The organism is Sphingopyxis sp. USTB-05 (genome assembly GCF_023822045.1).
In the GTDB taxonomy this organism is placed as follows: domain Bacteria; phylum Pseudomonadota; class Alphaproteobacteria; order Sphingomonadales; family Sphingomonadaceae; genus Sphingopyxis.
Genome location: NZ_CP084712.1, coordinates 1,767,370 through 1,782,457, shown reverse-complemented (window position 1 = coordinate 1,782,457; position 15,088 = coordinate 1,767,370). Strand labels below are relative to the sequence as shown.

General features: G+C 62.7%; 11 protein-coding genes and 1 tRNA gene. 6 read left to right on the top strand and 6 right to left on the bottom strand.

Going from position 1 to position 15,088, the window contains the following annotated elements; translation table 11 throughout:
• The first annotated feature begins 165 nt into the window (after window positions 1-165).
• Genes KEC45_RS08015 through KEC45_RS08005 form a run of 3 tightly spaced genes read left to right on the top strand, consistent with a single transcriptional unit; the run spans window position 166 to window position 4,116 of the window.
• Window positions 166-687 (top strand): RNA polymerase sigma factor, encoded by a 522-nt coding sequence (locus KEC45_RS08015; protein WP_062183922.1) that lies wholly within the window; start codon window positions 166-168, stop codon window positions 685-687.
• Window positions 677-1,606 carry a FecR domain-containing protein gene (locus KEC45_RS08010; protein ID WP_252171906.1) on the top strand — a complete coding sequence of 310 codons (930 nt, stop codon included), beginning with the start codon at window positions 677-679 and terminating at the stop codon, window positions 1,604-1,606. Before KEC45_RS08015 ends, KEC45_RS08010 begins: the two co-directional genes overlap by 11 nt.
• 2 nt (window positions 1,607-1,608) lie before the next feature.
• Window positions 1,609-4,116, top strand: coding sequence for a TonB-dependent receptor (locus KEC45_RS08005; RefSeq protein WP_252171905.1), 2,508 nt, complete (start codon window positions 1,609-1,611; stop codon window positions 4,114-4,116).
• Window positions 4,117-4,618: 502 nt separating this feature from the next.
• Here KEC45_RS08005 and KEC45_RS08000 read toward each other — a convergent pair.
• The 4 genes from KEC45_RS08000 to KEC45_RS07985 form a co-directional block, all read right to left on the bottom strand.
• Window positions 4,619-5,758, bottom strand: coding sequence for an acyl-CoA dehydrogenase family protein (locus KEC45_RS08000; RefSeq protein WP_252171904.1), 1,140 nt, complete (start codon window positions 5,756-5,758; stop codon window positions 4,619-4,621).
• Between the two features lie 103 nt (window positions 5,759-5,861).
• Entirely contained in the window at window positions 5,862-7,055 is a 1,194-nt protein-coding gene (locus tag KEC45_RS07995; protein WP_062180989.1) for an acyl-CoA dehydrogenase family protein, read from the bottom strand.
• Window positions 7,056-7,269: 214 nt separating this feature from the next.
• Window positions 7,270-8,145, bottom strand: a complete 876-nt coding sequence (gene yghU, locus KEC45_RS07990) for a glutathione-dependent disulfide-bond oxidoreductase (RefSeq protein ID WP_062180992.1) — start codon at window positions 8,143-8,145, stop codon at window positions 7,270-7,272.
• A 74-nt stretch (window positions 8,146-8,219) separates the two neighbouring features.
• Complete coding sequence (locus KEC45_RS07985) at window positions 8,220-9,398, bottom strand: CaiB/BaiF CoA-transferase family protein (RefSeq protein WP_252171903.1); 1,179 nt, start codon at window positions 9,396-9,398, stop codon at window positions 8,220-8,222.
• Between the two features lie 136 nt (window positions 9,399-9,534).
• On the opposite strand from KEC45_RS07985, the gene KEC45_RS07980 reads away from it, so the two are divergent.
• Together KEC45_RS07980 and KEC45_RS07975 are read left to right on the top strand one after the other, a co-directional pair.
• Window positions 9,535-12,774: an amidohydrolase family protein gene (locus KEC45_RS07980; RefSeq protein WP_252171902.1), complete on the top strand. Its 3,240-nt coding sequence runs from the start codon at window positions 9,535-9,537 to the stop codon at window positions 12,772-12,774.
• A 92-nt stretch (window positions 12,775-12,866) separates the two neighbouring features.
• Window positions 12,867-12,956 (top strand) — tRNA-Ser (locus tag KEC45_RS07975).
• A 64-nt stretch (window positions 12,957-13,020) separates the two neighbouring features.
• Here the strand turns inward: KEC45_RS07975 and KEC45_RS07970 are convergent.
• Entirely contained in the window at window positions 13,021-13,644 is a 624-nt protein-coding gene (locus tag KEC45_RS07970) for a Yip1 family protein (protein WP_252171901.1), read from the bottom strand.
• Between the two features lie 180 nt (window positions 13,645-13,824).
• Between KEC45_RS07970 and hspQ the strand changes: the two genes are divergently transcribed.
• Window positions 13,825-14,199, top strand: coding sequence for a heat shock protein HspQ (hspQ, locus tag KEC45_RS07965; RefSeq protein ID WP_252171900.1), 375 nt, complete (start codon window positions 13,825-13,827; stop codon window positions 14,197-14,199).
• A gap of 7 nt (window positions 14,200-14,206) precedes the next feature.
• Here the strand turns inward: hspQ and KEC45_RS07960 are convergent, their stop codons facing one another.
• Window positions 14,207-15,079, bottom strand: coding sequence for an ABC transporter permease (locus KEC45_RS07960; RefSeq protein ID WP_062181003.1), 873 nt, complete (start codon window positions 15,077-15,079; stop codon window positions 14,207-14,209).
• Between the last annotated feature and the right edge of the window lie 9 nt (window positions 15,080-15,088).

Below are 15,088 nucleotides of genomic sequence, written 5' to 3'. Positions count from 1 at the left end.
GAAACAAAGAAACAGATGCTTGTACAATCCGCCCTCTCTTTCCAGGCACCGCAGTTGCGCGGCGGATCATGGACGCTATATGACACGGTCATCAGGGGGACGTATGGCGCAGGGCAGAATGGCGCTTACCGACAGAAGATGGCGTTCCAAAGCAAGCAATCCGAAATGACCGAGCCGCGTGACCGAACCGACGCCGTCCAGGGCATCGAAGGCGTATTGCTCGCCAACCGGGACAGGATCGTCCGCTTTCTGGAACTTCGCGGTGCCGGTGACGGCGCCGAGGACCTGTTTCAGGATCTGTGGATGCGGCTCACCGACCGGAAAACCGGGCCCATCGCCGACCCCCTGCCCTATGTCATGCGCGCCGCGAACAATCTGATGCTCGACCGATATCGCTCGGCGCGTCAGAGCGACCTGCGCGACAAGGCCTGGGGAGAGGCTTCCGCCGTGCAAAGTCCCTCGACCGAGGCGTCGCTGATCTCGCGCGAGCAGCTCACGCTCGTCGAGGCGGCCATCACCGCCACCGGCGATCGCCCCGCCCGCATCTTCCGCCGTTTCCGCGTCGACGGCCATAATCAACGCGACATCGCCAGTGAAATGGGGGTCAGCCTGAGCACCGTCGAAGCCGATCTGCGTAAGGTCTATGCGGCGCTTGCCGTAATACGGAGGCAGTTCGATGCAAGCTGACACGAACGCCGAAGCACGCGCGATCGAATGGCTGATCCGCCAACGCGACCCCCTGTTCGATGACTGGGACGGCTTTGCCGACTGGCTTGCCGAAAATCCCGCGCACAATGCGATCTACGATAGCATCGCAAGCCTCGACCGCGATCTCGACGCCCTGCCCGCTGCGCCCCCGGCTTCGGTCGTGATCGTACCCGACGCGCCGCGTCGTCCGTCGCGGCGTGCCTGGTTCGGCGGCGCGATGGCGGCAGCACTCGTCGGCGCGGTCAGCCTGTCGAGCCTCAATCCGTTCGGGAATGAGAACCGGATCGAGACTGCGGCGGGCGAACATCGCACGATCGCACTAGACGACGGTTCAAAGATCGAGATCAATGGCGCATCGGTGGTCGAGATCGACAAGGATCGCCCGCGCTTTGCCCGGCTGGAATCGGGCGAAGCCATGTTCCATGTGGTCCACCGCGACAATGATCCGTTCGTGGTCGAAACGGGTGATGCCCGGATCGTCGACCTCGGGACCGCCTTCAACGTCGTGCGGCGCGATCGTCAGACATCGGTCGCGGTGTCCGAAGGCATCGTCCTCTATAACCCCGATCGCGACAAGGTCCGGCTGGTCGCTGGCAAGGGTATCGAGGCGCGCGACGGCGACCGCCAGCCGCCGGTTGTTCAGGATGTCGATGTCGCCAGCATCGGCGGTTGGCGCAGCGGGCTGCTCGTTTACAATGGCACCCCGCTCGCGGTCGTCGCCGAAGATCTGAAACGCACCGCCGGCATGCGGGTGAGCATCGCACCCGAGGCGGCCGACCTGTCGTTCCGCGGCGCGCTGATCATCGACAAGAACCGGAGCCGCACGATCGCCGACCTCGCCGCTTTGTCAGGTACACGGGCCGAGCGGCAGGGCGAAGGCTGGATATTGACCCGCTGACCATGCATCCGCGCCTTTCCCTTGCCGCAGCAGCGATTGCGCTGTGCCTGCCCGCGCAGGCGCTGGGGGCGGAGGAGCGCGCGTTCGACGTCCCCAAGGGAAGCTTGTCGACCGTCCTTCCGGTGATCAGCCGGCAGGCCGGGGTCAGCATCAGCGTCGTGGATGCGAAGCTCTGGCAGGCGCGCGTCAAGCCGGTGCGCGGGCGGATGAGCGTCGAAAAGGCGATCCAGCGCCTGCTCGACGGCTCCGATGCGCGCGCCGTTCGGGTCAGCGCGACAAGTTGGCGCATCGAACGGCGCCCGGCCCCGACCCGCACCGCGAGGGTTGCTCCGGCACCGCGACAAGCGCTGCAGCCGCGGGCGCGCGAGCCCTCTCAAGACGTGGTTGCGGCGGCGCGGGACGAAATCATCGTCACCGCGTCAAAGACCGACCTGCCCCTTACGCATTTCGCCGGCGTTGTCACCAAATTGGATGGCGGCGATTTGGCGTTTGGCGGCGAACGCGGGATGGATTCGATCCTCTCGCGCACCGCAACCGTCTCTTCGACCCATTTGGGTTCGGGGCGCAACAAGCTGTTCATTCGCGGCATCGCCGATTCGAGCTTCACCGGACCGACGCAGTCGACCGTCGGCCAGTATCTCGGAGACATCCGCCTCAGTTATAACGCACCCGATCCGGATCTTCGCCTTTACGACATCGACAATGTCGAGATCCTCGAAGGACCGCAGGGCACGCTCTATGGCGCCGGATCGCTCGGCGGCATCATCCGCGTCGTGCCAAAGGCACCCGATCCGCGCGAGATGACGGTGCAGGCGATTGCAGGCGTATCGATCACCCAGCACGGCGACCCCGGCGGCGACATCGCCGCGATCGCCAATATCCCAGTCAGCGAGAATGGCCATGCCCTGCGCCTCGTCGGCTATATGATCTCCGACGGCGGCTATATCGACAATCCGCTTCGCGAACAGAATGACGTCAACCGCGTCCATGTACGCGGCGGGCGCGGCACCTTTCGTATCGAAGCGGGCGACGATTGGACGATCGATCTGGGGGGCGTCTATCAGGCGATCACATCCGACGATGCCCAATATGCCGACAAGAATGGCCCGCCGCTGACACGCGCCTCGATGGTCGAGCAAAATGCGACCGCGCGGTACGGCATGGGCACGATCGTCGTTATGAAGGATTGGGACGACCTGCATTTCCAGTCGTCGAACGCCTATATCAACCACCGGTTGTTCGAACGCTTTGACGCCAGCCTCCCCGAGGCACGGCAAGGAACCGACGCGTCGCACGGGGGCGTGCCCGCCCCTCCATCGGTCGGTACGGTCGATGTCGAACGCCTGTTCGCGCCGATTCAGGTCATCCCGCTCAATAATGTGCCGCGCGTGCTCGACCAGCATAATGCGACACGCATGTTCGTCAGCGAAAACCGTCTCTCGCGGCCTTACAATGAAGGGCTTGGCTGGGTCGTCGGCGCGAGCTTTATCGACAATCGCGCGCGGCAGGATCGCGAATTTGCCTATGGCCCGCTCCGCACGGCCGTCCCCGGTGTCACCAACAGGGTCACCGAATTCACGGGCTATGCCGAAGCGACAGTGCAAGTCATGCCCGACCTGATCGCGTCGGGCGGCCTTCGCCTGTCGCACGCGCGGCTGGGCGGCGAGGCCGAGGGCGTGTCCTTTGCGTTGGCACAGGCGAATCGCGCCACGACCGCGTCGCGCAACGAGACAGACCTGCTTCCGTCCTTCTCGCTGCTTGCGACGCCCCTGCGCAATGTCCGGCTCTATGCGCGCTATCAGGAAGGATTTCGCCCGGGCGGGCTTGCGGTCGACGGCAATTTCGTCCGCCGCTTCCTCAACGACCAGGTTCGTACGTGGGAAGCCGGCATGCGTTTCGGCGATAAAGGACAGAGCCTGCTCGACGCCAGCATTTCGATCTCGCACAGCCGCTGGCGCAACATCCAGGCCGACTTCATCGACAGCAACAACTTTCCGACCACTGCAAATATCGGCGACGGCCGCATCACCAGCCTGTCGGGCGCGGTCGCGATGCGGCCTACCAGGGCGCTGACCTTCGAACTCGGCGCGGTCTATAACCACAGCCGCGTCGACAATTTTTCGCCCCAGATTCTGCCGGTATTCGATGCTGCGCCTGCGCGCCTCGGCCGCATTCCCAATGTCGCAAGCCATGCGGTACGCGGATCGGTCAACTATGCCACGGTGATCGGCGACGAGGATTTCCGTGTGAACGGGTGGGCCAATTATATCGGCCCGTCGCGGCTGGGTATCGGGCCGATATTGGGCGAAAGCCAGGGCGACTATATCGACACCGGCCTTGCGATGCGCGTCGGCAACGCACGCCGGGGCCTATCGCTGACGCTGACCAATTTGTTCGATTCGCGCGGGAATCGCTTCTCGCTTGGAACGCCCTTCGTCGAGGGGAATGAGGGCTTCCTCACCCCCCTACGCCCACGCACCCTCCGGATCGCGATTGACGTCGCTTATTAGCGTACGTCCGCACTTGGGTGGGAGCTGCCGTTACCCTCTTTGGACATCGCCCGGCTGGATCCGGATCGGATCGGCGCAAGGGCCGCGCAATATTCCAAAGTTCAGGAAAGTTCAGTCCTATGAGCGCCCCGATTTGCAAGTCGCGGAGTGCCGGATGTGCGCGGCACGTCCGATCGTGGTCGTACCCGTAAGCAGGCAGCGACCACCCTTTTTGTTCACCGAATGAAAGAGCCGGACGAAGGCTGACACAGCCGGATAATGTAGGAAAGACCTATTTGAAGGCCATGTCTGCTTTGGCGTGGGAAGTTGTCGTTCAGTCACCCGCCTTTCGTCATCCCGGACTTGATCCGGGATCCCGCTTTTTTGACGCGCTCACCGACTTCGACTTCAAGCGGGACCCCGGATCAAGTCCGGGGTGACGATGATGGGGAGGTCCGCAACCGGTCGAAAGCCTCCATCGACCGGTCACACTCGTCGCAACCGCTTCAGAAAGGTTGCCGCGTCAGTCCGACAGCGCGATCCGTTCGTAACGATCCATATGGTGATCGACGGTGCCGAACTGGCTTTCGATCATCGTCGCGCGCTTGAAATAATGGCCGATCGCCAATTCCTGCGTGATGCCGATGCCGCCATGCGTCTGGATCGCATTTTGCCCGACGAAATTGGCGCCGCGCGCAACCTTGGCTTTCGCTGCCGATACCGCCGCCATCCGCTCGTTCGCAGGCAGGCCCAGCTTCAACGTACCCATGATCGTCATAGAGCGCGCCTGTTCGACCTCCATGAACATGTCGACCATGCGATGCTGCAGTACCTGGAACTTCGCGATCGGCACGCCGAACTGCTTACGCTGCTGCGTATATTCCAGCGTGCCTTCGTGCAGCTTCTGCATCACGCCGGTGGCCTCGGCGCAAACGGCGACCGTGGCTTCGTCAACGACCTGTTCGATCAACGACAGGCCGGTGCCCTCGCCGCCCAGTAAGGCATCGCCCGGAATCGCGACATTCTCGAAATAGATTTCTGACGCGCGGCTACCGTCGACGGTCGGATAGTCGCGGCGCACGATGCCGGGAAGATTGGCGTCGATCAGGAACAGCGAAACGCCGTCGCGGTCGCGGGCGTTGCCGCCGGTGCGTGCGGTGACAAGCAGATGCGTCGCCCAGGGTGCCGCATAGACGACGCCCTTGTGACCGTTCAGCACATAGCCCGCGCCGTCCTTCTTTGCGGTGGTGCGCAGGTTCGCGAGGTCATACCGGCCCTGCGGTTCGGCGTAGGCAAAGGCGATGATCGCGTTGCCTGCGATAATCTCGGGGATGACCGCATCGGCCTGCGCGCCGCCAACAGCCTTGAGCGCGCCGCCCGCGATGACGACGGTCGGAAGATAGGGCTCGATCGCGATGACCTTGCCCAATTCTTCCATGATGATCGCATTTTCGAGCGCGCCGCCGCCAAGGCCGCCATGGTCTTCGGCAAAGGATGCGCCGAGCATTCCCAGTTCCTGCGCAAGCGCGGTCCAGATTGCCGGGTCACGCCCGCTATCGCTGTTGATGAACTTCTGGCGCGTTTCGAAATCATAGGTATCGCCAAGGAAACGGGCGAGCGTGTCGCGGATCATGTCCTGCGTTTCGGTGTAGGTGAAATCCATTTTTTATCCCCGTCGCCCCCGCATAGGCAGGGGCCGCTGTAGGTTTATATTGCGGAGCTGAGTCCGGCCGACTGCGGCCCCCGCTTTCGCGGGGGCGACGCATTCAAAGCCCCAGAACCATCTTTGCGATGATGTTGCGCTGAATCTCGTTCGACCCGCCATAGATCGTCGTCTTGCGCGTGTTGAAATAGGTCGGCGCGGCGCGGTGCGCATAGTCCGGCCCGATCGGATGCTCATTGTCACCCTCACCAAAGCCGCGGAAGTAAGGCGCGCCATAATGGCCGACGGCTTCCAACGTGAGTTCGGTAAGACGCTGCTGGATTTCCGAACCCTTGATCTTGAGCAGGCTCGATTCCGGTCCCGGTCCGCGATTGGCGTTCGGACCCGCAAGGCTGCGCAATTCGGTGAATTCGAGCGCGGCGAGATCGACTTCGAGATCGGCGACCTTGCGCTTGAAGAAGGCGTTGGCGAGCAAGGGCTTGTCACCGTCGAGTTCGGTGCGGGCGATCGCCTTCACCTTTTCGATCCCGCGCTTCGACGCCGCGACACCGGCGATGCCGGTGCGTTCGTGCGCGAGGAGGAATTTGGCGCAGGTCCAGCCCTTGTTTTCCTCATAGACGCGCTGCGACTGCGGTACGCGGACATCTTCGAGCCAGACTTCGTTGACTTCATGCTCGCCACCCAGCGTGATGATCGGGCGCACAGTGATGCCGGGCGATTTCATGTCGATGAGAAGAAAGCTGATGCCTTCCTGCTGCTTCGCTTCCTTGTCGGTGCGGACAAGGAAAAAGCCCCAGTCGGCGTGCTGCGCCAACGTCGTCCAGGTCTTTTGCCCGTTGACGATATAGTCGTCGCCGTCAGGCACCGCAGCGGTGCGAAGGCTCGCAAGGTCGGAGCCCGAACCGGGTTCCGAATAGCCCTGACACCACCAATCCTCACCCGACAGGATGCGGGGCAGGAAATGGGCTTTCTGTTCGGGCGTGCCAAAGGTGTAGATCACGGGGCCGACCATCGCGAGGCCGAAGGGCATCAAGCGGATACAGTCGGCGCGCGCGGTTTCTTCGGACCAAATGAAACGCTGCGTCGGCGTCCAGCCGGTGCCGCCATATTCGACCGGCCAAGCGGGCGCGATCCAGCCCTTCTTGTGCAAAATCTTGTGCCAGACGAGGAAGTCTTCCTTGGACAGCTCCTCGCCTTCATCCTGCTTCCCGCGCAGTTCGGCGGGGTAATTTTCGGCGATGAAGTCGCGCACTTCCTGTTGGAAGGCGAGATCTTCGGGGCTGAATTCCATGTCCATCACGAATCTCCCATTGGGCAATGGCGACCTTATAATGGGCGCTCACCTTTACGTAAACGGCAAGTTGCGACTTGCAACTGGCCTTATCCCGATGATTGCGCCGAACGGCGCGGCTTGTCCAGCTTATGCGGGCGCGCCGCGCGGCGCCCGCCCCAAATGAAAACGGCGCCGGGAAAACCCGGCGCCGTCCTGTCTATTCCGTCGGGACTTCAGTCTATTCGGCGTCCTGCAACTTGTCCTGCGTGCGCAGTTCGAAATCCGATGCGTCATGGCGTTCGTGAAGTTGGCTTGCGGGATCGCCCATCACGCGGTTGACCATTCGCCCGCGCTTTACCGCGGGCCGTGTCGCGATCTGGTCGGTCCAGCGCTGGACATTTTTGTAGCTCTCGACTTCGAGAAACTCGCCCGCTTCATAGACCAGCCCCTTCGCCAGTGCGCCGTACCAGGGCCATACCGCCATGTCGGCGATCGAATAGTCGCCGCCGCCCAGATATTCGCTCTCCGCAAGGCGCCGGTCGAGTACGTCCAGTTGCCGCTTCACTTCCATCGCATAGCGATTGATCGGATATTCCTGCTTCGTCGGGGCATAGGCATAGAAATGGCCAAAGCCGCCGCCGAGGAACGGCGTGCTACCCATCTGCCACATAAGCCACGACAGGACTTCGGCGCGCTTGGCGGTCTCGGTCGGCAGGAAGGCGCCAAATTTCTCAGCCAAATGGATCAGGATCGCGCCCGATTCAAAGACGCGGATCGGTTCGGCGCCGCTGCGATCAACGAGCGCGGGAATCTTGCTGTTCGGATTGGCGTCGACGAAGCCGCTCGAAAACTGGTCGCCGTCGCCGATCTTGATCAGCCAGGCGTCATATTCGGCGCCGCTGTGCCCCGCCTCGAGCAATTCCTCGAGCATCACCGTCACCTTCACGCCATTGGGCGTGCCGAGCGAATAAAGCTGGAGCGGATGCTTGCCGATCGGCAGCTCCTTGTCATGGGTCGGCCCCGCGATCGGGCGGTTGATATTGGCGAAGCGCCCACCGCTCTCCTTGTCCCAGGTCCAGACTTTCGGGGGCACATATTCGTTATTGTCGGTCATGGAGAACTCCTGGGCTGATTTTTATACTGATCGGTAATTTAATTGGCGATCGTCGTTTGTCCACCCTTCCCCGCTCAAATAATCTTTGCCCCCCGCAAAGCCGAAATGGCTTGGGCATCATAACCGAGTTCCGAAAGGATCGCGTCGCTATGCTCGCCGACTTGCGGCGCACGCTGCGCGGCACTTTTGCTACTTTCCGAAAGATTGATCGGCGCACGGATAACCGGCACCGCGCCCGCCGCGCCTGGATAGTCGACCGGCTCAACCAATCCCATTGCCGTAACCTGCGGCTGCGCGAGCGCCTCGCCCGCGCGCAGCACGGGCGCTGCGGGCACGCGGCCTGCAGCAAGCTCGGCGATCGCCTCTTCGCTCGTCCGCTCGATACACCAGCGCTGCATGATCGCGCTTAGTTCCTCGCCATTGTCTCCGCGCAAAATGTCGCTGGCATAGAGCGGGTCATCGACCAGTTCGGGCCGCCCGACCAGTTCGGCCCAGCGCGCGAAGATCCCCGAGCCGACGATCTGCGTGATAATCCAGCCATCGCGCGTTCGGAACACGTCGGTCGGTCCCGAACTGAAGCTGCGATTCCCGATCGGCTGACGCTCGATACCATTCAGCGCATGGTCGATCGTGAGCGCATTCGACATGGCAAGCGCGGTTCCGAGCAACGACCCGGAGACACATTGCCCCTTCCCCGTCACCTCGCGCTCGCGCAGCGCGAGCATCACACCAAAGGCACAGTGGAGCGCCGTGCCGAAATCGACATAATTGACCTGCGCGCGGTACGGTTGATCGGGCGTACCGGTGAGGTGAACCGTTCCCGACATCGCCTGCCCCACCGCATCAAAGCCCACGCGGCTTGCAAGCGGGCCCTCGCTGCCGAACGCAGACGCGGTCGCCAGAATGATGCGCGGGTTGATCGCGGACAGGCTGTCATGGTCGAGCCCCAATTTGGTCAGCGCGTCGTGCGGCAGGTTGGCAATCACGACATCGGCCGTTTCGACAAGGCGGCGAACAATCTCGCGCCCTTCGGCGCTTCCGGGTTTCAGCGTCAGGCAGCGCTTGGCGCGGTTCATTTGCATGAACATAGCCCCCGAACCATCCTCGGCGACAGGCACAGTATAGCGGTCGTCATTGCCGCCGGGCGCCTCGATGCGGATGACGTCGGCGCCATAGTCCGCAAGCAATGCCGCACAATAAGGGCCCGCAATATAGCGTCCGAAGTCGAGTACCCTGATCCCCGTTAGCGGCACGCCTTGCTCTCCCGATGATTTCTTTGGTCCGGGCTAGCAGCCACTCGTCGACGCTGCCAGTTCTTCGTCGAAACCTGTCGCTTGCATGTTCGCGCCTGCGCCATATGGTATACGAAAGTTTCAACAGGGGATGTTTATGACGCGCTTCGCTCTCGCTCTCGCGGCGACTTTGGCTTGTTCGACCTCGGTCTGGGCGCAAACCGCGCCGCCAGCTCCCACAGCAGAGGCGAAGCCCGAAAAATGGGACGTCAACGCCCCTCCAGGCCTGACAACCCGCAAGGTCCAGCTTTCGGTCGACGAAGGTAGCTGGATGAACGTCGACGTCGCGCCCGACGGCCGCACGATCGCGTTCGACCTGCTCGGCGACATCTATACGATGCCGATCGAGGGCGGGACGCCGACGCGCATCGCCGAGGGACTCGCCTATGAACATCAACCGCGCTTCTCGCCCGACGGCAAACGCATCGCGTTCGTCTCCGACCGCGCGGGCGGCGACAATATCTGGCTGATGAACCGCGACGGCAGCGACAAGAAGCAGATTTCGAAGGAAGATTTCCGCCTGCTCAACCAGCCGAGTTGGTCGCCCGACGGCCAGTTCATCGTCGCGAAGAAGCATTTCACGACGGGCCGCTCGCTCGGCACCGGCGAGGTTTGGATGTATCATGTCTCGGGCGGCGCCGGCGTGCCGCTGGTCAAAAAGCCGAACGAGCGCCACCAGAAGGAGCTTGGCGAGCCGATCTTCGCCGCCGACGGCAAGAGCGTGTTCTACACGCGCAACGTCACTCCGGGCCCGATCTTCGAATATGCACAGGACAGCAACACCGACCTTTTCCACATCGAACGCTACAGCCTGGAAGATGGCGAGATCAGTACCGCGGCATCGGGTCCCGGCGGCGCGGTCCGCCCGACCCCCTCGCCCGATGGCAAGCGCCTTGCCTTCGTCCGCCGCGAAGGGACGCAATCGAAACTTTATGTGAAGGACCTGGCCTCCGGCGCCGAAAAGAAGGTCTATGACGCGCTCGACCAGGACGTGCAGGAAACCTGGGCGGTGACGGGCGTCTATCCGAACATGGCATGGACGCCCGATAGCAGCGACATCGTCTTCTGGGCAGGCGGCAAACTGCGCCGCGTAAGCGGCGCTGGCGGCGAGGCACGCATCGTCCCGTTCAGCGTCAGCGACGACCGCACCATCGTCGATGCGACGCATCCGGTAGTCGAGGTCGCGCCCGACAGCTTTGCGACGAAGATGCCGCGCTGGGCCGAAGTTTCGCCCGATGGGCGGAGCGTCGTGTTCGAGACGCTCGGCAAGCTGTGGGTCAAACCCGCTACCGGCGGCAGCGCGCGGCGACTGACCGGCGCGAAGGACGACGCAATGGAATTGTGGCCAAGCTGGTCGCGGGATGGCAAGTCGCTCGTCTTCGTGCGCTGGACCGATGGCGGCATGGGTGAAATCCACGTCATCGGTGCGGGCGGCGGCAGCTCGCGCAAGCTCACCGCGACACCCGGCCATTATGCCGAGCCGCGCTTCTCGCCCGACGGCAAGACGATCGTGTTCGAACGGCGCGGTAGCGGCGGACTGACCTCGGCGCGCTGGAGCGAAGACCCCGGCGTGTACCGCATCGCCGCGAGCGGCGGCAACGCCGAACGGATCAGCAACGACGGCGCCAAGCCGCAGTTCGCGTCCACCAGCGACCGCGTCTTCATGGTCACCGCCGCCGACGGCAAAAGCCAGCTCGTCAGCACTGACCTCCACGGGCAGGACAAACGTGTCCATGCCAATGGCGAACTTGTCAGCGACTATGAAATCTCGCCCGATGGCCGGACACTGGCGTTCCGGCAGAACTACGACGCCTACGTCACTCCGCTTATGCCCGGCGGTCAGGATGTGTCGCTCGGGACCAAGAGCGGTGCGCTGCCCGTCACGCGCGTCAGCGGCAGCGGCGCCGAATATATGCACTGGTCCGACGGCGGCCGCCGCCTGCACTGGAGCCGCGGCGCGACGCTGTTCAGCGCCGACCTCGCCAGCCTCTTCACCAATGCTCCCGCCGATGACAAGGCGCCGAAGTTCACCCCGCCGACCGATGGCGTATCGCTGTCGATGACGCAGGCGGCGTCAAAGCATAAGGGCGTCGTCGTCATCACGGGCGCCAAGATCGTGACGATGGCCGACAAGGACGGAGGCGTCATCGAGAATGGCGCGATCGTCATCGACGGCGACCGCATCACCGCGGTCGGCGCGGCGGGCGCGATCACGGTTCCTGCTGGCGCGGTGACCGTCGATGCGACCGGCAAGACGATCGTTCCCGGCTTCGTCGACGCCCACGCGCACGGCTCGCACGGCGACGACGAACTGGTGCCGCAGCAGAACTGGTCGGAGATCGTCAATCTCGCGATGGGGACGACCACCAGTCACAATCCCTCGTCGCGTGCGTCGGAAATCTTTGTCTCCTCCGAAATGCAGCGCGCCGGTCTGATCCTCGCGCCGCGCATTTTCTCGACCGGCGAGGTCATTTATGGGGCGAAAGCGGCGGGCATCTATGCCGAGATTGACGGCTATGACGACGCGCTTGCGCATGTTCGCCGCCTGAAGGCACAGGGTGCGCATAGCGTCAAAAACTATAACCAGCCGCGCCGCGACCAGCGCCAGATGGTGGTGAAAGCAGCACAGGTCGAAGGGATGACCGTCGTGCCGGAGGGCGGCTCGCTGTTCACGCAGGACGTGACGCTGATCCAGGACGGCAATTCGACCGTCGAACATAATGTTCCGCTCCATGTCTTTTACAAGGATCTGGTGCAACTGTGGGGGCAGACCCAGGTCGATTACACCCCGACGCTTGTCGTGACCTATGGCGGCCCGGCGGGCGACCCCTATTGGCGCGCGCACACCAATGTGTGGGAACATCCGATCCTGTCGCGCCACGCCCCGCCGACCGAGCTCGCCGCGAACAACAAACGCCGCGTGATCGCGCCTGAAAGCGATTATGTAGACGATGATTCGGCGCGCGAGGCTGGTAAGATCGCAGCGACGGGCCGTATGGTGTCGATCGGCGCGCACGGCCAGCAATCGGGTCTTGGCGCGCATTGGGAAATCTGGTCGTTCGTACGCGGCGGCTGGAGCAACATCGATGCGCTCCGCGCCGCGACGATCATGCCTGCAACCTCGCTCGGCTATGCCAAGGATATCGGGTCGCTTGAGGCCGGCAAACTTGCCGACCTGCTGATTCTCGATGCAGATCCCACCGAGAACATCCGCAGTACCGAACAGATCCACCGCGTGATGCTCGGCGGACGGCTCTATGATCCGCTGACGATGAACGAGGCCGAGACGGGCAACCGCAAACGCAATCCTTATTGGTGGGAAGCCGACAAGCCCTGAACCCGCGTCCAGATCGAGCGGCGGGCCGTAATTTTGTGACGAGAGGGTTGCAAGACGTCCGGACCGCCGCTAGGGGCGTCCACTCTCAGCGAGGAGAGTTGGCTGAGTGGTCGAAAGCGTCGCACTCGAAATGCGAAGTGCCGGCAACGGTACCGAGGGTTCGAATCCCTCACTCTCCTCCATTTTTCTATAATTTGACCACAGCAAGCGGCCCCGGCGCACGACCGGGGCTACCCGCGGGTGCCGTCACCTTATGGTGACGAGCGATGGTGCGGCGAGCGCTCCGACAATCGCGCCAACGACCAGGAACAGCACGATATAAACGACGATCACGACCACCGTGTAACCAAGCGCCTTGTCCTGCGGCGCCTTCATCAGCACCGGAAGGCCCAGGTACAAAAGATAAAGCCCGTAAAGCGCGAACAGAAGGCCGATGACCGAAAGCGCGGGGATGATCCCGAAAATCGCGCCCACCCATCCGGCGGTCGCCGAATAGGCCGCGACCTTCAGGGCCTGGACCTGATCTTTTTGTCCGCCGAAATTCGGCGCGAGGGCATCGATGACCAATGCGAGGATGAAGATCGTTGCCAGCGAAAGGCCGTAGGACACGATCGCCGAGACCAGCGCACCCACCAGCGGCGGGTGATATGTTACGCCGAACATGGTGAACCCGAAAACCTGCCCACCGACCAGTCCGGCGATCGGGCCGATCACCGCCAGTATCAACACATAGGGCAGATAGATCGATTGCACCGTCGCCGGCTCGGCCGCGATGATGGGCCATGTCTCCTTCGGCTTGAGAAGGATGTCCTTGGCGCGCTGGATGATGCCCGAAGCCGGGCCGGAGATATTGGGTGGTAGGTCCGTCATAATGCGTCTCCCCTGATCGTGCGGCCCACAACCCGAACGGGATATGCAAAAGCCGGAGGGCCTATTTAGCCCGCATCGCCAATGCATCTGTAACGCTGATCACAGCCCGAATCGGCAAACCACAGCCGGATAGGAATGTAACGGACTTGAAACGCGCGTAAACTGCCATAGATTGACCATATGACCCCCGACTCTTCATCCGAACTTCCCGCGGCCGTTACTGCGCCGCTCATCGGCCGCGCACGTTTTGCGCCGGGCGATATCGTGCGCCATCGCATGTTCGACTTTCGCGGCGTCGTCTTTGACATCGATCCCGTCTTCGCGAACAGCGACGAATGGTATGAAGCGATCCCCGAGGATATTCGTCCGGCGAAGGAGCAGCCCTATTATCATCTGCTCGCCGAAAACGGCGATTCGTCCTACATCGCTTATGTCAGCCAGCAGAATCTGGTCGCTGACGGCGACGCTGGACCGATCGACCATCCGCAGATCGACGCTATGTTCGAAGGGCTCGACCACGGACGCTACCGCGTCCGCGCCATCCATCGCCACTAAACGCAGGTCAGGCTTTCAGCTTCCAGCCCGACCGCAGCAAGCGATAGGTTATCAGCCCGAGCACGACATTCACGGCCACAAGGAACAGCGCAGCGGTCAGTACCGGATTCGCGATCGTCGAATCGACCGTACCGATAAAGCCGTACCGAAAGCCCATGATCGCATAATAGACGGGGTTGCCGTGCGCGATCGTCTGGAACCAGGGCGCCAGCTTGTCGACCGAATAGAAAGTGCCTGAAAGCAAGGCGAGCGGCGTGACGACGAAATTGGTTACGGCGGCGGCATGGTCGAATTTCTCGGCCCAGATCGACGTGATGAGGCCAAGGAAGGCAAGCATCGAGGCCCCGAGCACGCCGAAGACGGCGACTGCCCAGAGATGGTCGGGCATGACATGCACGCCCGGCCAGAGCAGCATCGCGAGCCACAACGCCAACCCGACGAGCAGCGCACGGGTAATCGCCGCGCCGACGAGCGCGATGATGAGTTCGCCGACCGCGAGCGGAGGCATCAGATAGTCGACGATGGTTCCCTGGATCTTGCCGACGAGCAGCGAAAAGCTCGAATTGGCGAAGCTGTTTTGCAGCATCGCCATCATTATGAGCCCCGGCGCGATGAAATCGGCGAAGGGCACGCCGATCACGGTACGCCCCGCGCCGCCCAGTGCGACGGTGAAAATGACGAGGAAAAGGAGGGTGGTGATTGCCGGAGCCCAGATTGTTTGGAGCTGGACCTTGAAAAACCGCCGCACCTCCTTGACATATAGGGCCTGCATGCCCGGCACGTTCAGCGTGTGGATGTGCGGGACGCCGGGTTCGGCGAAAGCCGGAACCGCACGGATATTTGCTGAGTCGGGGTTCGAAATTTGGGGCTGGTCGTTCATGGCGTTCTC